Origin of the sequence: Adhaeribacter aerolatus (assembly GCF_007991635.1) — a bacterium.
GTDB classification, from domain to species: domain Bacteria; phylum Bacteroidota; class Bacteroidia; order Cytophagales; family Hymenobacteraceae; genus Adhaeribacter; species Adhaeribacter aerolatus.
In genome coordinates this window covers 118,325-140,785 of record NZ_BJYS01000004.1, presented here as the reverse complement: position 1 = coordinate 140,785, position 22,461 = coordinate 118,325, and the positions used below count along the sequence as shown (strand labels likewise).

The following is a 22,461-nucleotide window of genomic DNA, read 5'->3' as shown; positions in this document are numbered from 1 at the left end:
AGAAAAGCAGGTTGTTATGCTGTTATGGAACAGTATATTTACTATTTGGTATAAGCCATAGTGAATATTTTGTTTGGCAGCATAGGCAACCAACTTCTACAACAAATCAGCCCCAAAGGGGCGTAATATATCAGCGATGGATGAAACCCATCGAAGAGAATAAGCATTATTATACTTTAAAGGGCGTAATTGCTTGGTGAGAGGTTGTCATTAATATTCCGCGTGTGGTGATTTGCTTTTATTTCCCCAGGGCTGCACCCTGGGCTGAGATAGGTCGCGCCTTCAGGGCTTTCACAAAAGTTCTTTTCTGGTATAAGCGTTCAGGGTTATGCATTATAGGTTAATTTAGCCGATTAAATTTTTAATAATATAAGCTGATGATGATATTTTCTAATCACTGCTTTTGCAATTCACCAATCAAAAATCGTAGTTTATCCCGGAATTCATTTCTGTATCAACTTCCATTTACAGTTTAGCTTATTACTTTCATCAGCTCCAATACAACCTTGCAAGTACCATACTTATCTTTTGACGCGCAGAACGCTCTCATCCGGGAGCAGGTACTGGCGGCCATGGCGGCGGTTTTCGATTCTAAGTGGTATATTCTGGGTAATTACCTGCGTTCATTCGAAGAAGCTTATGCCGCTTTTTCGAATACTAAATATTGTGTAGGTGTTGGTAATGGCTTTGATGCGCTGCAAATTGCCCTGAAAGCTTTGGTTATTGGCCCCGGCGACGAAGTAATCGTGCCTTCTCATACCTTTATTGCTACCTGGCTGGCGGTTTCGGCGGTGGGCGCGAATATTGTACCCGTAGAACCCGATGAACGAACTTATAACATTACAGCCGAAACCATCCGGAAAGTTATTACTTCCCGTACCAAAGCCATTATTCCGGTTCATTTGTATGGGCAGGCCTGCGATATGGCGGCGATTATGTCTTTAGCCGCCGAATTTAATTTACAGGTAATTGAAGATAATGCGCAGGCCCAGGGCGCCACTTTTAAAGGCCGGCCTACCGGTAGCTTCGGGAACCTGAATGCCACCAGTTTTTACCCGGTAAAAAACCTGGGAGCCCTGGGCGATGCGGGTGCGCTTACTACGGATAGTCCCGAATTAGCTGAAAAAGCCCGCTTTCTGCAAAATTACGGATCTTCCCAAAAATACCACCACGAAGTTTTAGGCGTAAATTCCCGTCTCGATGAACTCCAGGCGGCAATTTTAAGTCAGAAGTTGCCTTGGTTAAACAAGTGGAACGAAGAACGGCAGGCTATAGCCGGCCGCTACCAGGCCCACCTCAGCAACTTGCCCGATCTGGTGTTGCCCGTGGTTGCACCCGGTGCTACCCACGTATACCATATTTTTATGATCCGGACGCCCCGGCGGGATGCGTTACAAAAATATTTAGCTGGAAAGGGGATCGGTACGGCTATTCATTACCCCATACCACCGCACCGGCAAAAAGCGTACGCATACCTGGGTTTTGCCCCCGAAGACTTTCCAATAGCTAATTTAATTTCGGCGACCGGTTTAAGTTTACCGCTTTGGCCCGGTTTAACTCAGGAAAAAACAGATTACATTTGCACCGAAATTATAAATTTCTTTAACCAGCTATAAACCAATAGGTTTTCCGGAATAAATAGATTGATTTTTAGATGCTTGTTAAAAAAGTAATTTTGATGCTTTAAAGGTAGTAAGTTAAAGTAGGAAGCGGTTTAGTATTTCTGATTGTAGCATTCTCTCGCGCCATTAAAGGTGTTATCACCGCTTTTAAATGCTAACCAACTATTTATGATAGTAAAGGCTCACCTGATTATCAGGGGAAAAAGGGGTATTTTAAGACTATAATAAATATTAATGGTGCTTAAGGATACCCGATTGGTCAACTTGAGCCTGGTAAAGAATCTATTACTTTTATATATACTACGATTATCAATACGTTAATGCGCTTACATTATTGTAGTCACATTGAGCTTGTCGAAATAGGTGAAATTTGATTTATAATGCTGTAATAGATCCTTCGATAAGCTCAACAGGACCAAAACTTGTTTTTAAGCGCATTTTCAGTGATATAAGTAGATTCAGCTATTTCGGTAAACGGAACAGGGCTTGTGAAATTAAAACGCATTAGCTACCTGCTGTTGATTGAGGCTGTAGTGAGAAAACGTTTTAACGATAACCAGGGCTTGGGCAATAATAGGCAACGTAAGTGCTACAATTAGGCAGAAGGGGAAAATACCCGTTGGCTTTTTTAAACTTTATAAAAAAGCTTATATAAAATGTTTTTTATCTTAAAATAATATTGTTATTTCGCTATATAGATAAAAAAGAACATCCGGAAAGAATTTTGCCAATGATTATACTTAACCGCGTACTTTTGCAGCGGTATTACGTAGAAGGGGAGGCTTTTTGCCTTGGTAAAATACAGGCGGTGTTCTTTCCGAATTGAAATTATAATAGACGATAAAAATTAAATGAAAAAAAAGGTTGCTTTAATAACCGGTGTAACCGGTCAGGATGGGGCTTATTTGTCCGAATTGCTTTTGGAGAAAGGCTATGAAGTGCACGGGGTAAAAAGAAGAACCTCGCTTTTTAACACCGACCGCATCGACCATTTATACCAGGATTTACACGAGAACGACGTTCGTTTTAAATTGCATTACGGTGATTTAACCGATTCCACCAATATTATCCGCATTATCCAGGAGGTACAGCCCGACGAAATTTACAACCTCGGAGCCATGTCGCACGTGAAGGTGAGTTTCGATACGCCGGAATATACCGCCAACGTAGATGGCCTGGGTACCTTGCGTATCCTCGAAGCCGTACGGATTTTAGGTCTTACTGAGAAAACCCGCATTTACCAAGCTTCTACCTCCGAGTTGTACGGGCTGGTGCAGGAAGTGCCGCAATCCGAGAAAACCCCTTTCTACCCGCGTTCGCCGTACGCCGTAGCCAAAATATACGGTTACTGGATTACCGTTAATTACCGCGAAGCCTATAACATGTATGCCTGCAACGGTATTTTGTTTAACCACGAATCACCGTTACGCGGCGAAACCTTTGTTACCCGCAAAATTACCCGCGGTGCGGCCCGTATTGCGCTGGGGCTGCAGGATAAAATTTATTTAGGTAACCTGGATGCCAAACGCGACTGGGGCCACGCCAAAGACTATGTTGAGGCCATGTGGTTAATTCTGCAGCAGGATACCCCCGAAGATTACGTGATTGCTACCGGTATTACCACCACCGTGCGTGACTTTGTGCGCATGACTTTTGAGGAACTGGGTATTGAGTTGGCTTTTGAAGGCGAAGGCGCCACCGAAACGGCTAAAGTGTTACGTTGCACAAACCCGGAGTACCAGTTACCTGTAGGCAAAGAAGTAATTGCCGTAGACCCGGCTTATTTCCGTCCCACCGAAGTAGAACTACTTATCGGCGACCCGACCAAATCCAAGACTAAATTAAACTGGGAGCCCAAATATGATTTGCCGGCCCTGGTAAAAGATATGATCGAAGCCGATGTGGCCTTGTTTAAGCGGGATGCCTACCTGATGGAAGGCGGTCATAAAATATTTAATTACCACGAATAAATTTTAAAACCCGGCTGGTTTCTGAAACCGGCCGGGTTTCTTTAAGTACAAAGGCGGCCCTCTAAAAGGCCAAAAGCAAATGGAGAAAGAAGCGCGTATTTATATAGCCGGCCACCGGGGCATGGTTGGTTCTGCTATTTACCGGAAGTTAAAAGCCGAAGGCTACACCAATTTTATTTTCCGCACTTCCCAGGAACTGGATTTGCGGGATACCCTGGCGGTTCAGGATTTTTTTGCCGCGGAAAAACCGGATTATGTATTTCTGGCGGCGGCTAAGGTAGGGGGCATTCAGGCCAACAATGTTTACCGGGCCGATTTCATTTACGATAACCTGATGATTCAGAACAACGTGATTCACCAGAGTTACTTGCACGGCGTGAAAAAACTGTTGTTCCTGGGTTCTTCCTGCATTTACCCCAAACTGGCGCCGCAGCCTTTAAAAGAAGAGTATTTGCTGACCGGCGAACTGGAGCCCACCAACGAACCCTACGCCATTGCCAAAATTGCCGGCATTAAAATGTGCGATGCCTACCGGAGCCAGTACGGGTGTAATTTTATTTCGGTAATGCCTACGAACCTGTACGGGCCGAACGATAACTACGACCTGAACAACTCCCACGTGCTGCCGGCCTTGCTGCGCAAAATGCACGAAGCCAAAATCAGTAATCAGCCCACCGTAGAAGTTTGGGGCAGCGGTACGCCCAAACGCGAATTTTTACACGCCGACGACTTAGCCGATGCCTGTTACTACCTCATGCAAAACTACAACGAACCCGGCTTGGTCAACATCGGTACCGGCGAAGATGTATCCATCAAAGAACTGGCCGAACTGATTCAGCGGGTAGTGGGCTACGAAGGAAAGATTGTATGGGATGCCACCAAACCCGACGGTACGCCCCGCAAACTCATGGACGTCAGCAAACTCGCTGCCTGGGGCTGGCGGTATACCACCAACCTGGAAACCGGTATTCGTAAAGTGTACGAAACGGAATCCGTTTTTCAGGCCGAACCTATTTCCTGATAGGAAAAACCGCAGGATCCTTCGTCTGAAACCGGTAAGTTCATAAAGCTTTCCGGTTTTATTTTTTTACCGACAACGCCATACCTTCCTGGAAAAACAGGCGTGTAAGTTACGGACAGGCTAGTTCCCTATGGCCGTCCTATATCAATGAGGGGTTAAGCTTATCGAAAGGGCATACATTATCATTTAAGCGCTGAAAGCCCTAACAGCAATTCTCAGGAGGTAAATTCTGGTTAATATTCCGCCCATTCAGGGCTTTATTGGTGTAATTGTTTTTCCCCAGGGCTGCACCCCGGGCTGGGATATTTTGCCCCTTCAGGGCTGTAAGAGAGAAGGTTAACTAAGGAACTTCGAGTCTTTACTAAAATATATAATACCACCTCCAAAGAGGTTTTTTCCAGCGATAATCCAGCCCTGGCATTCGTTTGGTGTTAAGGTTAATTTAAATCAAATCATCTTAAGCTGATTCCATAGTACGCTAGTTAATGTGATATAAATAACTTACCCAATCTACTGTCTGTCATTCTGGAAGAATCTATTGATTAGGTAAGGCAATGGAAGCTTCCAGAATGACAGGGTTGGGTAGCATTAATTTACCTTTTATGGAATAGAATTCCTGTGATTTGGTATTATATCTGTCCAAGGGTATTTTATTTTCTTCAGTGTATTTGCTGGTTTTCGCCTGTGTGATGGGGCTTCACTTTTCTTCTGGATGAGCTTAACCCTTCCGCCCTCCGGGCACCTTCCCTGAATCAGGGAAGGAGTTCGGCCGAACCGGAACATTATGGAATGGATTTGTGGCGGAGGCTTATTAATCGATGATTGAACCTGGTGGGGCAGTAGCTAAACGCATACTACATCAGTTTGGACGATGAGGGCCTTCTAAGGTTGTGGTGCTTTAGCATTCCGACGTAGGAGGAAAACAAGCTTAGACAGCCCGAGTGGCCAAACGGGGCCCGCCGGCCGGGAGGCTTCTTAGACTGGTGCAAACAGGTAGCACTAGACCATTGAAAGATGGAATCTTTCAAAAGATAAACAGATGAAAAAGCCTACCATTGTGGTTGAAGCTTAGATTACTTCATTTACAGGGTGGTATATCGCTGCCTGTAAATATAAATCCCCAACCATTTGGCTGGGGATTTATCCGTGCGTACCGCTTAAAACTCAGAAGCGGCAAAGCATTAGCTATCTTTTAAACAGAATCCGTTTGGTTAATACCTCCTTATCCGTTACTAACCGAATCAGGTAAACACCTTTTGCCTGGTCTGGGGCATTCAATTCAACTGACAACTGCTCGTCGGGCTGACCTTTGCCGCTGGCGATGGTTTTCACTTTCGCCCCGCGGATGTCATATAAATCCAGGGTGTAATTACCGCCTGCGGCCAGGTTAAAGGAAACCGTAGCCCGATCGGTAGCCGGGTTCGGATACGCCAGCAAACCGGCTGCTTTCACCGGGTTCAGGCTGATTTCCTGGCCGGGTTCTCCTCTTCTGCCCGCGATGGCCGGCATACCAAAGCCCGAAACATTTACCGAAGCAGTAGCAGTAGCCCCGGTGGCATCGGTTACGGTTACCATGTACATTCCCGGTGTTACCTGCGGTAAATCTTCGTTCCGCGAACCGGCATTCCACTGAATGCTGTACGGCATCACGCCTCCCATAATGCTTAAATCAATGGAGCCGTAACCACCGGCCCGCATCACGTTCTGGTGCGCAACCGAAAGGGTTAAAGGTGCACCCCGCTCGCCTACCATTACCGAGGTCATGGCTTGTTTACCCATCGCATCAGTTACGGTTACGGTATAAGTGCCCGCTGCAACCATGGTTAAATCCTCGGTAGTAGCCCCGTTGCTCCACATAAAGGTATAAGGGCCGGTACCGCCAATGACCGATAAATTAACCGAGCCGTCCATGCCGCCACCCGCGGTAGCATCTATATGTGAAGAAGTTAAAATCATTGGATTATTTTTCTGACCCACGTATACGCTGGTCATGGCACTACAGCCGGTCGCATCGGTTACAGTTACGGTATACAAGCCCGGCGAAGCCGCCGATACATCCTGGGTCGTTACCCCGGCATTCCACTTATAAGTATAAGGAGCAGTACCACCCGTAACGGTTAAGTCAATAGAACCGGCCCCGTTCATGACGCCCCACATCGGCCACCAGGGCTCCGCCTGCATGGTGGTAGTTGTTAAAGCTAAATTACAGCCATTTCCTTCGTTCGGGATAGGCTCGTTAACCATTATAGAAACGGCTGCGGTTAAACCGGCTGCACAGTTTTCAGAACTGCCATATTCTACAAAAAAGATATTAGGAGCGAAACCGGCCGCAGGATTTCCACTATTGCTTAAATCATTCCACTGGCCAGTCACATCCAGCATCAGGTAATCTTCATCACCAACATTGTTCGGTTCTCCTGGTGTCCAGTTGCTGTAAGTAAAAGGCATACCTGCTTCCGGACCAGTAACCCACTGCCATGTACCTTCCTGTGCCGCATCACTTCCCCCTAACCAGGCGCGAACCCCCAATGAAGCATTTTGCAGCATTTGCCGGATGTGTTCATTTTCCTGGGCTGATATTACAGTTGCTAAATAACCCTTCTGCCCATTATAAGATTTGGAAGCAGCCTGAGCCATAGCGTCCTGCCAGGTTATATTAGGTTGTACCTGAACTTGCTCATAATAATGCGCCTCGCCGTTAATCATCAACGGAGCGCCCAGGCGGGTGTCCGGTTCTCTTGTTAAAGTGTAAGTGAAGGTCATGGGGCCACTTGAACCCGGGTCCGGGGTATAAGTAAACATTTGGGTAGCGGCATCAAAGGTTAGGGTTCCGCTGGCCGGCTGCGTAAAACTTTCTAAAGCCAGGGCTTCTGCATCATTACCAGTTAAAGCCGCCAATGAAAAGGACAGGTTATTGTTATTGTTTACCGGACCAATCTGGTCATTATTAGCAACCTGAACGCAGAAACTTTGGGCATGAGCCCCATAACAAAGTAAAAATAAAAGAAATAAACTAAATAAACACTTGGTGGTAATTTTCATACATCAGTTTTAATTTTTGTTTGTGTGATTTATAGGTTTTCTTCTAACATATTGGACCAGCAGTCAAATATTTAAATACTTAATAAAGTAGGTCCATACGGGTGGGAGAGCGTATTACTAAGTATCTAGTCTGATACTTAAATGGGCATAGTTCTGTAATTTTATTTATGCATAAGCAATTTATTATTAAATTTAAAATATATTAATTCTATACAATCCTAAAGCTAAATTATTATATTAAATAAACCAATTATTATACGTATAGAATAAAATTAAGTAACACTATATTTGAATTTTTATAAAAGTTTATTTTAATCAACCTTAGAATGCTAACAGGGTATAATTAGGTAGATATTCAGTTTAAAAAAAATATCAACTTTCATAATTAATGTGTGTTTCAACTATCATAAAGTGTAGTTATCAATACAATCCTCAAGTCCAAAATGAATGTTTCCAGTTTTTACTGCTTCAATACTTAGTATTTAACGGGGAAGTAATCGGTATTAAGGGAGGTTCAGACTTTTTTTACTGAAAATGTACTACCTTTGCGGCGGCTCACGTAAAAGCACTCTATTGGAATTAGAGTAATTAGGTGAGATAAAGGTGTCTGAAGATAAGCTAAATGCATCTTTTGTCAAGGTTTAAGGAAGTAGAGAATAAATTTTAATCAGATTGGAAACAGCAAAAGCGTTGTCGGTTCCGGAAGTGAAGCAAACGAATAAAACAGTAGGCGAAGAGTGGACGGAGGTTATTGAACCAAAAACTAACTTGTTGGATCTAGGACTGCGGGAAGTGTGGCGCTACCGGGATTTAGTGATGTTGTTTGTGCGGCGGGATTTTGTATCTACCTACAAACAAACCATTCTGGGGCCTATCTGGTTTTTCATTCAACCCTTACTCACTACATTAACTTTTATCGTAATATTTGGGAATGTCGCACAGCTCTCGACCGATGGTTTGCCTATGTTGGCGTTTTACCTGGCCGGGGTTACGGTCTGGAATTATTTTGCGACTACCTTAACGGCTACCTCCACCGTATTTACCACTAATGCCCAGATATTCGGCAAGGTGTATTTTCCCCGGCTAACCATGCCCTTGTCGATAGTTATCTCTAACTTAATTCGGTTTGGTATTCAAATGGCTTTATTTCTGGTGGTCTGGCTTTATTATTTATTAACCGATGACGCTATTCAACCTAATGGGTATGTATTACTGACTCCTGTGCTGGTAATAAGCATGGGGTTGCTATCATTAGGGTTAGGGATGATATTTAGCGCCTTAACCACCAAGTACCGCGATTTGGCTATGCTGCTGACTTTTGGCATTCAGTTGCTCATGTACGCCACGCCGGTGATATATCCTATTTCCAGCATTCCGGAAAAGTACAAGTGGCTGGTTTTAGCTAATCCCATGAGTTCAATTGTGGAAACTTTCCGGTTTGGTTTTCTGGGTTCGGGTACCTTTAGCTGGGGGTACCTGGGCTACAGTTTTGTTGTAACTCTGGTTATTCTACTCATTGGGGTTATTACTTTCAACAAAGTACAAAAAAGCTTTACCGACACGGTATAACAGCAGCATTTAACAGCTAGCCACAACTATAGCCGGCTAATAACAAGCAAAAGCAATTACATGAGTAATATTGCCATAAAAGTAGAAAACCTGGGCAAGCTTTACCGCCTGGGAGAAGTAGGGACAGGCACCTTAAGCCATGACTTAAACCGCTGGTGGGCGCGGATGCGTGGCAAAGAAGACCCGTTTGCTAAGATAGGCGAGACCAACGACCGCACCGCTAAGGGAAAAAGCGATTACGTGTGGAGTCTGAAAGACATTAATTTTGAAGTAAAGCAGGGCGAAGTATTAGGTATTATCGGCCGTAATGGGGCCGGTAAATCTACCTTATTAAAATTATTATCAAAAGTAACAACTCCAACCACCGGTCGAATCAAAGTAAAAGGACGCATCGCTTCGTTGCTGGAAGTGGGTACGGGTTTTCACCCGGAGCTGACGGGAAGAGAGAATATTTTTCTGAACGGTGCTATTCTGGGCATGACCAAAGCCGAGATAAGTAGCAAGTTTGATGAGATAGTAGATTTTGCCGGCGTAGAGCGCTACATTGATACGCCGGTAAAACGGTATAGCAGCGGCATGTACGTGCGGCTGGCTTTTGCGGTAGCAGCCTTTCTGGAGCCGGAGATATTGATTGTGGATGAGGTGCTGGCGGTAGGCGATGCTGAGTTTCAGAAAAAGTGTTTGGGCCGCATGAAAGATGTGAGCGTGAATGATGGACGAACCGTTCTCTTTGTAAGTCATAATATGGCGGCTGTTAAGCAATTATGTAGTCAAGGAATAGTGTTGCGCCAAGGTGGTTTAGTGTTCGAAGGAAATCAATTAGAAGCGGTATCTTATTATCAAAACTCCGGTGAAACAATTTCAAATTTTAAACATACTGGCCCATTAGATTATGCTCCAGGGAATAATCACATTAGGATACTCAATTTTGAGGTAACTCCATTGCAAGGAAATGTTCTTTCCATTTCTTCTGGATTGGAATTTCAACTTCAATTCTTAAATAATAGGGAAAATATAAACCTAGATGTAACTTTTGAACTACGAAACCTTGACGAAATTCCGGTTTTTCATAATGGAACTTTTATTAGTAATAATGAAGATGCAAAAAAAGGAATTTATACAATAAAAGGTAAGTTACCACCGTACCTTTTAAATGCAGGTTTTTATCAGTTTAAAATAATATTTGGTCAGAATCAACGATATGCCCTATTTATAGCCGATGACCTAATTCAATTTGAAGTTTTAAATGAAGCTGTGGGTAGTAATAGTAACATATTACCGGGTGTAATCAGATTAAATATACCTTATGAAACATCTTTTAGAACGATAGCCAATGAGCCTGCAGGATGTTAAATTAATCAACTTGCCTAAAGTTTTAGATGAGCGAGGAAACTTATCATTTTTTCAGAATAATGATCAAATTCCTTTTGAATTAAAACGAGTTTATTGGATTTACGATGTGCCTGGAGGGGAACACAGAGGAGGGCATGCTTATAAGGATTTACAGGAAGTAATAATAGCATTATCGGGGAGTTTTGATGTTGTATTGCATGACGGAAAAGAAGAGAAAGTTTATTCATTAAATAGATCATATTATGGTTTGTATGTTCCCCAAAAAATTTGGCGTAGTATGGAAAATTTTTCAACAAATTCATTAGCCTTTATTGCTACGGATGCTTACTACGATACCCAGCAATATATCCGAGATTTTGAAGAATTTAAGCTTCTAACAAATGAAGGATAATTATTCTGTATTTGATTGTCATATTATTCATTTTCCAAAAATTAGTAATAGGGCAGGTGCTATTACACCAATACAAAATAAAATTGATGTTCCATTTGAGGTGAAGCGGGTATATTACTTATATGATATTCCTGCTGGAGAGTCGAGGGGGGCACATGCTCATCAGATATTAGAGCAAGTGATTATTGCTGCAAGTGGAAGTTTTGATGTAACCCTAGATGATGGGAGGAATAAAAAGACTGTACAACTTAACCGCCCAAACCTAGGCATACATGTTCTGCCAGGTATGTGGCGAGATATTTATAATTTTTCTTCAGGTGCGATTTGTTTGGTCTTAGCATCAGAACTATACGACTCCAGTGAATATATACGAGATTACGATAGCTTTATAAAATATAAGAACTATGATGGAGTTACATTTAGCAGATTTTAAACTTCAATTAGTTAGTGAGGCGGATGCTGAGTTTATTGTAGAGTTAAGAAGTAATCAAAATCTAGCTAAACACCTACATCAAACATCATCTAATGTCGGAACTCAAAGAGAGTGGATTAAAAGGTATAAGGAACGGGAAGCTTTAGGAACAGAATTTTACTTTATATCAGTAAAATATAACGGTGAGAAACTAGGCTTAAACAGAATTTATAATATTAAACCAGATAGTTTTGAGTTAGGAAGCTGGATTTTTAAAAAAGGGATTGAAGAGGTAATTCCTATATTATCTGATATAGCAGTAAGAGATTTTGCTTATAATAAGCTTGGTTTGCAAAAGTGCTTTTTTGATGTTCGTAAGAATAATAAAAGTGTAATTCGATATCATCATCTTTTTGAGCCGAAGGTAATTGATGAGGATGACATGAATTATTATTTTGAATTAGATTATTCCACGTATAATATAAATAGACAAAAAATTTTAAAGTTAATTGATTATGGATTATAATTCATTCATTGAAAATTTTAAAGAACAGTTTATAGATGCTGACGAGATTAGTGTAGACTTAGGTACAAAATTTCGGGATTTGCCAACTTGGGACTCATTAACTGGCATGTCGGTGCTCGTGATGATTAAAGACGAATATGAAGTGGACTTTTCGGCTGATGAATTGAAAAGATGCAACACAGTACAAGAAGTTTATGATTTAATTAAAGAAAAGCAACAAGCATGAAAAGGGCAGTAATAAAAGCTCTTGATTATTATTTGCCCGAAGCTATCCTTACCAATGAGCAATTGGCATCCGAGTATCCTGAATGGTCTATAGATAAAATTTCAGCAAAGACAGGAATTTATAAGCGGCACATTGCGGCTAAAGATGAGTTTTCTGGTGACATGGCAATAAAGGCTGCCAAAAATTTATTTAAAAATCACAATATAGATACTGGTAGTATTGATTATGTTTTGCTTTGTACCCAAAGTCCAGATTATTTCTTACCTACTACCGCCTGTATTATTCAAGATAAGCTTAGATTGTCTAAACGGTGTGGGGCCTTAGATTTTAATCTGGGCTGCTCAGGCTTCGTTTATGGTTTAGGTTTAGCGAAAGGATTAATTCTTTCAAATCAAGCAGAAAATGTATTACTCATTACCTCGGAAACTTATTCTAAGTTTATACATACTGCTGATAAAAGCAACAAAACGTTATTCGGCGATGCTGCTGCTGCTACTTTGGTTTCTATTGATGGCGAAAATGGCCTAAATGGCGAAATCCTGCAATTTGAATATGGTACAGATGGTTCAGGTGCTAATTCACTAATTGTTAAAAATGGTGGAGCTCGATCAAATTTTATGCGATCCCAAAACGTTTCTGCAACAGAGCCCGGAGATGACAATTTGTATATGGATGGGAAAGCTATATTTGAATTTACAGCTTTTGAAATACCTGGTTTAGTAAAAGAAACTTTGAAAAGAAATAATGTAAGTATTGAACAAATTGATTTATTTGTTTTCCACCAAGCGAATCAATTTATGTTAAATACTGTCCGAAAGAGAGCTATAATTCCGGAAGAAAAGTTTTTTATACATTTACAGGATTGTGGGAATACTGTTTCATCTACTATTCCAATCGCATTGAAAGAAGCAGTAAGTCAAAATAGAATAAAAAAAGGAAATAAAGTATTCATAGCTGGTTTTGGAGTGGGTTTATCAATGGGAGCCACAATTTTACAATTTTAATTGAAATTATGCAGTTACCCTTTTTGTCTTTCGAATCAACTAATAAAGAAATAAAGAAAGAAATCCTTCAATCCTTTGAGAGTTTTTTTGACCGAGAATGGTATGTACTAGGTGAGGATACTACTCATTTTGAAAAACAATATGCAGAGTTTAACAAAGTAAAAAATGTTATAGGTGTAAGTAATGGTCTTGATGCTTTGCATTTAGCTTTGAAGTTATTAAATATAGGGCCAGGACACGAAGTAATTGTGCCCTCCAATACATTCATAGCTACCGTTTTAGCCATCTCTTACGTAGGTGCAACTCCTGTATTTGTAGAACCAAGAATAACCACTTATAACCTCGATCCAAATAAAATTGAACAAGCAATTACTTCAAAAACAAGAGCTATAATGCCAGTGCATTTATATGGCCAGGCTTGTGAGATGGAACAAATAATGCATATTGCTGAAAAGTATAATTTATTTGTTGTTGAGGATAATGCTCAAGCCCAAGGTGCTTGCTATAAAGGTAAACTTACAGGTAGTTGGGGTAATGTAAATGGTACAAGTTTTTATCCTGGTAAAAATTTAGGCGCTTATGGGGATGCAGGAGCTATAACAACTAATGATGCGGAAATAGCTAAAAAAGCAGCTATTCTGCGCAATTATGGTTCTGGTAGAAAGTATCATAATGACGTCATTGGTTATAATATGCGCCTTGATGAATGTCAAGCCGGCTTCTTAAATGTAAAACTTAAGTTTTTACCTAAATGGACAAAGCAAAGACAAGAAATAGCATCCTGGTATAATGAAGCTCTTAAAAATATTGGAGATTTGATTTTACCTATAATTGCTGAAGAAGCTTCTCATGTATACCATTTATATGTTATTCGAACAGAAAAAAGAAATGAGTTACAACAATATTTAAATGAAAGAGGAATTGGAACATTAATTCATTATCCAGTTCCGCCTCATTTGCAAGAAGCATATATTAATTTAGCATTTAAGAAAGGTGACTTCCCTATAGCAGAAGAAATAGCAAATACTTGCTTAAGCCTTCCTATTTGGCCTGGATTAAAAAAGAACGATATTGATAGAATTGCAGCTATTATTAAATTATTTTACAATGAATAGGAAGGTTCTAATTATTAATTATTTCCTTTTTATTGGAGGTGGTGAAAAGCTCTTAATCGAATTAGTTAAATTCTGCTTAGAAAATGGGATTCAACCAGAAGTTCTTATTCCAGAAAGAATAATTGCAGGTGATAATAAGAAAGAGGAATTTTATGATAATTTCTTAAAAAAGAGAGGAGTTAAAGTTCATAGAGTTCCGGTTTTTTTCAAAGCTTATAATTTTGATATTTTTAAATATTGGTATTGGCAATTTAAGTTAAATAACTCTGATAAATTTTATGATTCAGTGCACGTCTTAAATCTTAACTTGTGTGATAGTATTTATGAAAAATTAAAGAATAAAAACAGGTATTTCTGGCATATTGTTAACCGTGTTCAATTTGAAGGGAAGAAATATCCATACCGTCAAAGATTAGTAAGTAACCCTAATGATAATATTATTGTTATAAATAAGTACCAAGTAAAAGAGATGCAAGAGTATTTTTATAGGATTTCATCTAAAGTTCTTAATTTTAAATTATTTCTTAATAATTAGGGATGATTGTTTTTAATATAGTTGCTAGAGTTGCAGATGACAAAAATTTTTTTGATTCTGTTTTAATTTGTGTTTCAAAAATTAAGAATAATATTGGACCAATTAAATTGAATATTATTGGGGAGATACAATCTGAAACTATTTTTAATAAGCTAATCGCAATGGCTTTGGAGTTAAATATATTAGAAAATGTGCTTTTTACAAATAAATCTATTAGATACGAGGACTTAGATGAAACGTACCTTAGTGGGTATTTTCTTAATTTTTCAGTAGGTAACTTCGTTGGTTATTCTCCAATAGAGGCAATTAGCTTAGGATTGAAAACTATAATAATTAATGTGGATTCAGATATTTATGAATCTGGTGTTACAGATATTTCATATTGTAATAATATGGAAGAACTATATGAGTTTGCGGTGAACGTTTTTCAAAATGAAAGAGAAGTAAGTAAGAAAGTTATTGAAGAAAATTTGATCCGTAAAAATTGTTTTTATCTTAATGAACAGGAAAGTAAAACTTTATTGAATTATTTTAAAGGTATATAGTTTTCCATTTTTAAATTTTATTAATATGATGACAGGTGTTTTTCTACGGCATTTAAAAAAAATGATTATATGTCATCTTTGGTTTCTATTATAATGCCAGCTTATAATTCAAGTAAGTTTATTGGCGATTCCATTCAGTCTGTACTTGCACAAACATATTCATTTTGGGAATTAATAATTGTAGATGATGGTTCAACTGATAATACTAAAGAGATTGTAGATACCTTTATAAAATTAGATAAAAGGATTAAATATTTTTGGCAGCTTAATGGCAAGCAAGGAAGAGCTAGAAATAAAGGTATTGAATATTCTACTGGTGATTATCTTGCTTTCTTAGATTCTGATGATTTATGGGAGAATGATAAATTATCTTTCCAAATAAATTTAATCAATGAAATGAAAGTTGATTTAGTGTTTGGCAATTGTTACTTATTTGATGACCATAATAGATTAGGTGTAACAAATATTCAAAAAAATATATATTTTGGTGAGCTAGGAATAAAAGCTTTTATTCAGAATAACCAAGTCTCAATTTTAACTGTATTATGTAAAAGAGATATTGTTGTAAATGTAAAAGGATTTTCTGAAAAATTGGATATTCAAAATGCTGAGGATTATCATTTATGGTTACGTTTAATGTTATCGGGTTATACATTCTATTCTGATGATAGGGTTATAGCCGGGTATCGGCAACATTCGGGCTCTATTACAAATGAAGATAAGACAGCCTCCTTGCAGGTTATCAATGCGCTGTTGGATGTATCAGTATATAATTTGAAATGGCAGAGTTTCATATATGATTGTATAAGTAAAAAGCTTAAGCGGTATTTATACCATCACAAGCTTAACACCCAGGAAAAGGTACTTCTGGTGTTGAATCAAATATACCAAGTTAAGAATGGTTTATTGCCATTAAGGTTTTTATTAATTCTCCGCAATGTTATTGGTGAGAGGCTTTTTAGGAAGCTGCTTATAGGATACATTTAAATCCTAATAAAATTTAAAAGGAATAATATAATGAGTTTAGTCTCAGTAGTAGTTCCCTGTTTCAACCAAGCACAATATTTGTCTGAAGCGGTTGAAAGTATAATAAATCAAAGTTATTTAAATTGGGAATGTCTTATTATAAATGATGGTAGTGTAGACAATACTGAAACGGTTGCTTTGAAGCTTTGCAAAAAGGATGCACGTATAAAATATTTTAGAAAAGATAACGGAGGTTTATCGAATGCTAGAAATTATGGTATTATACATTCAAATGGGGAGTTTATTTTGCCGTTAGATGCCGATGATAAAATTGATATAGATTATTTGAATTTGGCAGTAAATAAATTATTAGAGAATTCACAAATAAAAGTAGTTTATTGCCGTGCCGAATTTTTTGGAACCCAAACAGGGGAGTGGCGGATGCCATTATATAATTTTAAAGAATTATTATTATTTAATACCATTTTTTGTTCTGCAGTTTATCGACGGAAGGACTATGATAATACACTGGGTTATGATGAAACACTAAAATATGGAGGGGAAGATTGGGACTTTTGGATTAGCCTTTTAAAAAATGGTGGGGAAGTATTCCGGCTTGATTCAGTTCAATTTTATTATCGTAAGAAAGAAATATCAATGCATACCCAATTAGTGGGTGATAAAGCTAAAGAACAGTATACAAATAATATTATTTTCAATAAGAATTATGAATTATATCAGCAGTTTTTTGATGATCCTATTTCGGTATATTACAAAGCATATGAACTAAGTAATGAACTTGAAATTATTGGTAAAAGTAGAATTTACAAAGTAATGAAAAGCATGTGGCGTATGCGGGAAAAATTTTTATGGTCTTAAAGTTTATATGTATTGTACACCTATACTATTTTTAATTTTTAATCGGCCAAATACCACTTACCAGGTATTTGAGAGTATTAAACAACAAAAACCATCCAAATTATTTATTGCCTCTGACGGCCCCCGAACGCAAGTTCCAACTGAACGGCAGATAGTAGAAGCCTTACGTGAAGATATTGTAAAGAAGGTAGATTGGGATTGTGAAGTATTTACTTTATTTCAGGAAAATAATTTAGGTTGTGGTAAAGGTCCCGCTGCGGCCATTACTTGGTTCTTTAATCATGTGGAGAAAGGAGTTATTTTGGAGGATGATATACTTCCAGAGCCTTCTTTTTATTCATTTATAGAGTTGATGTTGAATAAATATGAAAATGATGAATCGGTTTTTCATATTACCGGCCAAAACTTACTATTAGGAAGAAAAAAAAGCCAATCAAGCTATTATTTTTCAGCTTATCCTTTAATCTGGGGCTGGGGAAGTTGGCGAAGAGCGTGGGCTGATTATGATTACTCTCTTGAAGTAGTGAAGGAGGAAGATGTTCTAGGTATGCCTGAAGAATTTGTGTCTATTTACCACCAAATGAAGGCTAATAAGATTGATACGTGGGATTATCAATGGACCTTTAGTGTTTGGAAAAATAAAGGAAAATGCATTGTCCCAAATGTAAACCTTATTCAAAACCTGGGTTTTGGTAAAGACGCTACTCACACGCATACCGTACCTGAATGGTACCCTAAAGTGGTAAGCGGCAGCCTTGAACAATTCATTCACCCTATAAATTCTGCTATAGATTTTAAAGCTGATGAATTATTTATCCAGAATATAGGTTTCGGATACCATTCCAGGCGTGTTCTTTACAACTTAAGAGACTCAATTTTTAAGTATATTAAGAAGATTTATGCAATCAGATCTTAAGTGTGTGGTTGTTATACCTGTTTATAAAAAATTTAATCAGTTAATAGTGTCTGAATTAGCTTCTTTGCAGCAGGTACTAACTGTTTTTATAAAGAGGGATATTTTCTTAGTCGCTCCGAATCTACTGGATTGCCAACCCTATTTAGATTTAGTTAAAAAATTAAAAAGGAATGTAGGTGTCCTTCGTTTTGATGATCATTTTTTCAGGAGTACAGATGGCTATAATGAACTTATGTTGAGTTTGGATTTTTATGAGTGTTTTACTAAGTACGATTATTTACTTGTTGCACAAACAGATAGCTGGGTTTTTAGAGATGATTTAGATTTATGGTGTAGTAAAGGAATTGATTATGTAGGAGCTCCATGGCCCGATGAGGATAATTTGTATAAAATAATTAATAACAAAAAAAAGTGGTTTTTTCGTTTTTCAATGCTAATTCAAAAAGCTATTGGAAGAAAAAATGATTGGCGTGTTGGCAATGGTGGCTTTTGCTTGCACAATATACAAAGTAGCATTAAAGTTTTAAGGTGGTTTAATAAACTAAATTTAAGGTTTAGCGGGAATGAGGATTTGTTTTGGGGAATCTATATTCCGTTGATTTGGCCATTTTTTAAGGTGCCTGATGAGCTTGAAGCCGTAGCATTTGCTTTTGAAAAGAATCCTGAGAAATACTTTAAACTAAACAAGAGTAAACTGCCGTTTGGTTGCCATGCATGGGAAAAGTATAACCCAAGCTTTTGGAAACAATGGATTTATTTTGAAAATTAGGTATTGTCTAAGGAAGTGTGTAAATTGGTTTAGGCGTGGTTTTTAGAAATTACATTGGTTCAGGAAAAAAGTTTCATATTGGTTGAGGATAATACTCCAATTCTGTAGTGGCTAGTTCCACTTCTTTGTTATTACTATTAAGGCTAGGAACATTGCCTTTTATAAGAAATTATCAACCGGAATAGCTCCTTTCTCTTTGGTACACTTACGGATTCTGCCGTTGAGATTTTCAATCAGATTGGTGATGTAAATGATCCTTCTTGTTTCTAAAGGGAAGTCAATACCAATACAACATTTACAAATATTTAAATTTGCAGCTGATATTCTTTTGCCCGTACAAGTAATCATTTATACTTTTGCGGCATGAACTATCCCGCTTTAACTGGCTTACGGTTTTTAGCCGCTTTTTACGTTTTCATTTTCCACATCCACGTCCGCACCCCCTTATCTTTTTTGCCCTGGTATTTTCAGAATATAGTCAATAAAGGGGCTTTAGGTGTTACCATCTTTTTTGTACTGAGTGGTTTTATTTTGACAGCCAATTACTACCAAAAGGATATGAACTTTTTAAACTTTATCAAAAAGCGATTAATCCGAATCTACCCGGATTACCTTGTTGGTTTACTCCTATGCCTATATGTAAATATTTGGCTTAATATTAGCACCCCATTTCCAATTATTTTGGCTAATCTATTTATGGTTGAATCCTTGACCTACCCCATTGCAATGGAGTGGTACGGGGGAGGTGCATGGTCTGTAAGCACGGAAATGTTTTTTTATTTTTGCTTCCCTTTGCTTTTGCCTTATCTCCTCAATCTTTCTCAAAAAAGTGTATACTGGTTATTAGGACTAGTAATAGTTGCTAGTTCTATTCCGGGATTTTTATTTCATTTTGGATACTTAACATTCAATGTCAGTTATGCATTCCCTTTATCCCGCTTGCCCGAATTTGTGGCCGGGATGTTACTAGGCATTTTGTTTTTCCGGTTTAACGTGCGCCCAAATTTATTAGCAGCCTCCGGAAGCATTGCTTTTGCGGTGTTTTACATGGTTTACTTTTCACCATCTTTTTCCGGGTATACGGCACACCATATTTTTATTTTACCCGCTATCTTGTTTTTAATCCTGCTGTTAACGGTAAAGTTTAATTGGTTAGGCTCAAAGCCAATGGTTTATCTGGGAGAGATTAGCTACGCCTTTTACATTGTTCAACTCCCTTTATTGATTGCTTTTGATAACTTGGTTATACAACAAAAAATAAGTCCTGCTAATTCTTTAGCCGGGGTTGTCTTGTTTTTTATTAATTTATTTTTAGCTGTACTAGTATTCCATTGGGTAGAAGTACCCGCTATGCGCTATTTTAAGCGACGTTAAACCGGCACGCCTTCAAAATGTAAAGTATGGTAACCAGCGCTTAAACTGGATTTCTTTTATCGTTATGAACTCATAATTATGTCCCCGTCAAGATTATTAATGGTGGTCTAAGTTGTTATCTAAATTCACATCAAACTTCAAGTCCGCGCTGTTATGGGTCGGTCCGTATACTGCCACCGAGCTTCCCGTAACATTAAAGGTTGTTATACCTTCCGCACCTTGATCCAGTTACTTGCAAGTGCCGCTATTATAGGCGGAAGGGTTAACTCCAATGCTCCAATTGCCTTGAAAACAATACCAGCCTCTGTTTCTGGGTAAGTAACAACCTGCCCGGAATTTTTGAAAGAATTAATTAAAACCGGCTCCATTGCTCTTACTTTCTTATTAGTACAACTGATAATATTATTATAGGTATCTAAATTCTCCATAATAATCGGACCTCATACAAACCTATTAATTTTGCCGCCACTGGCAACGTTAAGTAAGGGCCTGTTGCTTGAGGTTAAGACCATCTGCACAAAAGCGGATTTAATAATTAATTTCTCCATTGAGGCTCCTTTGACTATAATGTGCTGGGTTGTATAATTACTGCTCTTATCGAAAGATCTGTTTCCAATATTACCGTTTTAATAATGGTGTCGTTCTGTAACCTTTCCGAAAAATAGGACAGTTTAGAAGGCGAAATTCCCTATCTTTAAACTGTTGATATGAAAAAGTCAATCATACTGAATCCCATATAATAAAAGCCCTTAAGGAATATGAGGGTGGCCGGGAACAAACAGATATTTGCCAAGATTTGGGCATCCATAAATCCATGTGTCTTACTTTATTCCCCTACTAAAGCGCAGAAATAACTTAATAATTTTTTTATCTACCCGTGAACTGGAACTTAGCAGCCGCAAACTTAATAACTGGTTCTTAAAGGTCTTATTTTCAATAACCATGTTTTCCACCGGCCCGTTACAAGCTATCTGGTAAAAGGGTGTAACGGAGTTAGCCGTATCGTAAAAATCATCGGCAATTATGGCGATGCCACTATCATGGGCAGTGATAATACCCCCTCCAAGAGTAACCTCCTCATAATGCATATCCGCGTGAATGCATACGGCATTGAAAGCTCCGTTACCTCTTACATTTACTGTAGCAGTTTGTTTACTTAATTTTAAATCTAAACCCTATAACCTAGTTTTACAAAAGTTATAATGTCTTTTGTAAGATTAACCTATAATATAGATTTTTAATCAAATGAAATTTTTGAACTTAGTCTTTTGAAATTCCTTTTAATTCTACCTTTATAATCACTAGGCATCCTCTTAGCTTTCCAAACCATATCTTCTAAATATAAAATTAAATCTGCTATAACAGGGCTTACCTTATTATCAATCAAATACTTTTTCCTGAAAAAGGTCATTGGCTTTGTATAATACCCAAAATTATTGTGAATTACTGGTTTAGCCCCGCCACAAAAATGTAATACTGTTGGATTGGCAATGTTAACTGCGTTTTCCTCCACGGGGAAAGATTCTACCATTTGGCTAATTTCATAGTCTGGAACAATGTATTGAATATCACTAATTCCAACTTTTATTTTACCTTCTTGTTGTCCTTTAAAAATCATAAAATTGAGAAAACCCATCTCACCATATTTGAAAATGTTCGGATATTTATCCCTCAGGTTTAGAATGTCTATGTAATCTTCAATTGAGAAAATACCTCGTTTCGCAAATGTTACACCAGTACAATAGTAAGGGAAATTTCTAAAGTTAAAATCAGGGAAGAGGGTTTTTATAAGATGTATGTCGAAGAAAAATTTGTTAATGGTATCATCAGAACATAAGTTTCCTGAACCTGCTACAATTACATCATTTTTCTTGAAATTAATATCCTTAAGAATATTTCCCCAAATGCAAGTATCAGCATCTAGAAGTAAAAAGTACTCAAAAGGACTAAACCAAAAGGCATTCATTTTGGTTACTCCCCATCCGAAACTTCTATCTTGCAAATCTTTATTCGTTATATCTTTTTTAGTTATAACTTTAGCATTATATAATTTAGCTAAGGATTTATAATCGAAATCGCCATCAACCAGCAAACATATTGGTGTATTGCCTAAGTAATAACGTATACTAGCACAACATCCTTTAGCAAATAAAAAGTCACTTTTAGAGCATGTAACTATAACTCCGAAATCTTTTACCATCATCCGTTTTTTAATTCTATCTTTTT

The 22,461-nt window shown here is 38.2% G+C and carries 22 protein-coding genes and 1 pseudogene; 18 read left to right on the top strand and 5 right to left on the bottom strand.

Annotated features, from left to right (window positions below; all coding sequences use genetic code 11):
• Window positions 1-506 precede the first annotated feature (506 nt).
• The 3 genes from AAE02nite_RS04540 (at window position 507) to fcl (ending at window position 4,613) form a co-directional block, all read left to right on the top strand.
• The gene (locus AAE02nite_RS04540; RefSeq protein ID WP_146895344.1) at window positions 507-1,616 is read left to right on the top strand and encodes a DegT/DnrJ/EryC1/StrS family aminotransferase; all 1,110 of its coding nucleotides are present in this window, start codon (window positions 507-509) and stop codon (window positions 1,614-1,616) included.
• A gap of 857 nt (window positions 1,617-2,473) precedes the next feature.
• Window positions 2,474-3,592: a GDP-mannose 4,6-dehydratase gene (gene gmd, locus AAE02nite_RS04535; protein WP_146895342.1), complete on the top strand. Its 1,119-nt coding sequence runs from the start codon at window positions 2,474-2,476 to the stop codon at window positions 3,590-3,592.
• Window positions 3,593-3,671: 79 nt separating this feature from the next.
• Window positions 3,672-4,613, top strand: coding sequence for a GDP-L-fucose synthase (gene fcl / locus AAE02nite_RS04530; protein ID WP_146895340.1), 942 nt, complete (start codon window positions 3,672-3,674; stop codon window positions 4,611-4,613).
• Between the two features lie 1,185 nt (window positions 4,614-5,798).
• Here the strand turns inward: fcl and AAE02nite_RS04525 are convergent.
• On the bottom strand, window positions 5,799-7,655 hold the full coding sequence (locus AAE02nite_RS04525; RefSeq protein ID WP_146895338.1) for a T9SS type A sorting domain-containing protein: 1,857 nt from the start codon (window positions 7,653-7,655) through the stop codon (window positions 5,799-5,801).
• Window positions 7,656-8,327: 672 nt separating this feature from the next.
• Here AAE02nite_RS04525 and AAE02nite_RS04520 point away from each other — a divergent pair.
• From AAE02nite_RS04520 to AAE02nite_RS04455, 14 genes are all read left to right on the top strand, one after another.
• On the top strand, window positions 8,328-9,224 hold the full coding sequence (locus AAE02nite_RS04520; RefSeq protein WP_246150789.1) for an ABC transporter permease: 897 nt from the start codon (window positions 8,328-8,330) through the stop codon (window positions 9,222-9,224).
• A gap of 60 nt (window positions 9,225-9,284) precedes the next feature.
• Window positions 9,285-10,577 (top strand): ABC transporter ATP-binding protein, encoded by a 1,293-nt coding sequence (locus tag AAE02nite_RS04515; RefSeq protein WP_146895336.1) that lies wholly within the window; start codon window positions 9,285-9,287, stop codon window positions 10,575-10,577.
• Window positions 10,558-10,968 carry a sugar 3,4-ketoisomerase gene (locus AAE02nite_RS04510; protein ID WP_146895334.1) on the top strand — a complete coding sequence of 137 codons (411 nt, stop codon included), beginning with the start codon at window positions 10,558-10,560 and terminating at the stop codon, window positions 10,966-10,968. The genes AAE02nite_RS04515 and AAE02nite_RS04510 overlap by 20 nt, the downstream gene beginning before the upstream one ends.
• Window positions 10,958-11,401 carry a sugar 3,4-ketoisomerase gene (locus tag AAE02nite_RS04505; RefSeq protein WP_146895332.1) on the top strand — a complete coding sequence of 148 codons (444 nt, stop codon included), beginning with the start codon at window positions 10,958-10,960 and terminating at the stop codon, window positions 11,399-11,401. The genes AAE02nite_RS04510 and AAE02nite_RS04505 overlap by 11 nt, the downstream gene beginning before the upstream one ends.
• Entirely contained in the window at window positions 11,373-11,906 is a 534-nt protein-coding gene (locus AAE02nite_RS04500) for a GNAT family N-acetyltransferase (protein ID WP_146895330.1), read from the top strand. The genes AAE02nite_RS04505 and AAE02nite_RS04500 overlap by 29 nt, the downstream gene beginning before the upstream one ends.
• On the top strand, window positions 11,896-12,132 hold the full coding sequence (locus tag AAE02nite_RS04495) for an acyl carrier protein (RefSeq protein ID WP_146895328.1): 237 nt from the start codon (window positions 11,896-11,898) through the stop codon (window positions 12,130-12,132). The genes AAE02nite_RS04500 and AAE02nite_RS04495 overlap by 11 nt, the downstream gene beginning before the upstream one ends.
• Window positions 12,129-13,136 carry a 3-oxoacyl-ACP synthase III family protein gene (locus tag AAE02nite_RS04490; protein ID WP_146895325.1) on the top strand — a complete coding sequence of 336 codons (1,008 nt, stop codon included), beginning with the start codon at window positions 12,129-12,131 and terminating at the stop codon, window positions 13,134-13,136. The genes AAE02nite_RS04495 and AAE02nite_RS04490 overlap by 4 nt, the downstream gene beginning before the upstream one ends.
• An 8-nt stretch (window positions 13,137-13,144) precedes the next feature.
• Window positions 13,145-14,251 carry a DegT/DnrJ/EryC1/StrS family aminotransferase gene (locus AAE02nite_RS04485; protein ID WP_146895323.1) on the top strand — a complete coding sequence of 369 codons (1,107 nt, stop codon included), beginning with the start codon at window positions 13,145-13,147 and terminating at the stop codon, window positions 14,249-14,251.
• Window positions 14,244-14,786, top strand: coding sequence for a glycosyltransferase family protein (locus tag AAE02nite_RS04480; protein WP_146895321.1), 543 nt, complete (start codon window positions 14,244-14,246; stop codon window positions 14,784-14,786). The genes AAE02nite_RS04485 and AAE02nite_RS04480 overlap by 8 nt, the downstream gene beginning before the upstream one ends.
• Window positions 14,787-14,788: 2 nt before the next feature.
• On the top strand, window positions 14,789-15,331 hold the full coding sequence (locus AAE02nite_RS04475; RefSeq protein ID WP_146895319.1) for a glycosyltransferase family 4 protein: 543 nt from the start codon (window positions 14,789-14,791) through the stop codon (window positions 15,329-15,331).
• A 69-nt stretch (window positions 15,332-15,400) separates the two neighbouring features.
• Window positions 15,401-16,318, top strand: a complete 918-nt coding sequence (locus AAE02nite_RS04470) for a glycosyltransferase family 2 protein (protein WP_146895317.1) — start codon at window positions 15,401-15,403, stop codon at window positions 16,316-16,318.
• Window positions 16,319-16,348: 30 nt separating this feature from the next.
• A complete protein-coding gene (locus AAE02nite_RS04465) occupies window positions 16,349-17,176 on the top strand; it encodes a glycosyltransferase family 2 protein (RefSeq protein WP_146895315.1) in 828 nt (275 codons plus the stop codon).
• A 7-nt stretch (window positions 17,177-17,183) separates the two neighbouring features.
• Window positions 17,184-18,092, top strand: a complete 909-nt coding sequence (locus AAE02nite_RS04460; protein ID WP_146895313.1) for a nucleotide-diphospho-sugar transferase — start codon at window positions 17,184-17,186, stop codon at window positions 18,090-18,092.
• The gene (locus AAE02nite_RS04455) at window positions 18,076-18,861 is read left to right on the top strand and encodes a DUF5672 family protein (protein WP_146895311.1); all 786 of its coding nucleotides are present in this window, start codon (window positions 18,076-18,078) and stop codon (window positions 18,859-18,861) included. Before AAE02nite_RS04460 ends, AAE02nite_RS04455 begins: the two co-directional genes overlap by 17 nt.
• Before the next feature lie 42 nt (window positions 18,862-18,903).
• On the opposite strand, the pseudogene AAE02nite_RS27095 reads toward AAE02nite_RS04455, so the two are convergent.
• Window positions 18,904-19,140, bottom strand: a pseudogene (locus AAE02nite_RS27095) (transposase); the annotation flags it as partial.
• Between the two features lie 84 nt (window positions 19,141-19,224).
• Here AAE02nite_RS27095 and AAE02nite_RS04445 point away from each other — a divergent pair.
• Window positions 19,225-20,235 (top strand): acyltransferase family protein, encoded by a 1,011-nt coding sequence (locus tag AAE02nite_RS04445; protein ID WP_146895306.1) that lies wholly within the window; start codon window positions 19,225-19,227, stop codon window positions 20,233-20,235.
• A 203-nt stretch (window positions 20,236-20,438) separates the two neighbouring features.
• Here the strand turns inward: AAE02nite_RS04445 and AAE02nite_RS04440 are convergent, their stop codons facing one another.
• From AAE02nite_RS04440 to AAE02nite_RS04430, 3 genes are all read right to left on the bottom strand, one after another.
• Window positions 20,439-20,663, bottom strand: coding sequence for a hypothetical protein (locus tag AAE02nite_RS04440; RefSeq protein WP_146895304.1), 225 nt, complete (start codon window positions 20,661-20,663; stop codon window positions 20,439-20,441).
• Window positions 20,664-21,056: 393 nt separating this feature from the next.
• A complete protein-coding gene (locus AAE02nite_RS04435; RefSeq protein WP_146895302.1) occupies window positions 21,057-21,323 on the bottom strand; it encodes a hypothetical protein in 267 nt (88 codons plus the stop codon).
• Between the two features lie 149 nt (window positions 21,324-21,472).
• Complete coding sequence (locus AAE02nite_RS04430; RefSeq protein ID WP_146895300.1) at window positions 21,473-22,438, bottom strand: glycosyltransferase family protein; 966 nt, start codon at window positions 22,436-22,438, stop codon at window positions 21,473-21,475.
• Window positions 22,439-22,461: the final 23 nt, after the last annotated feature.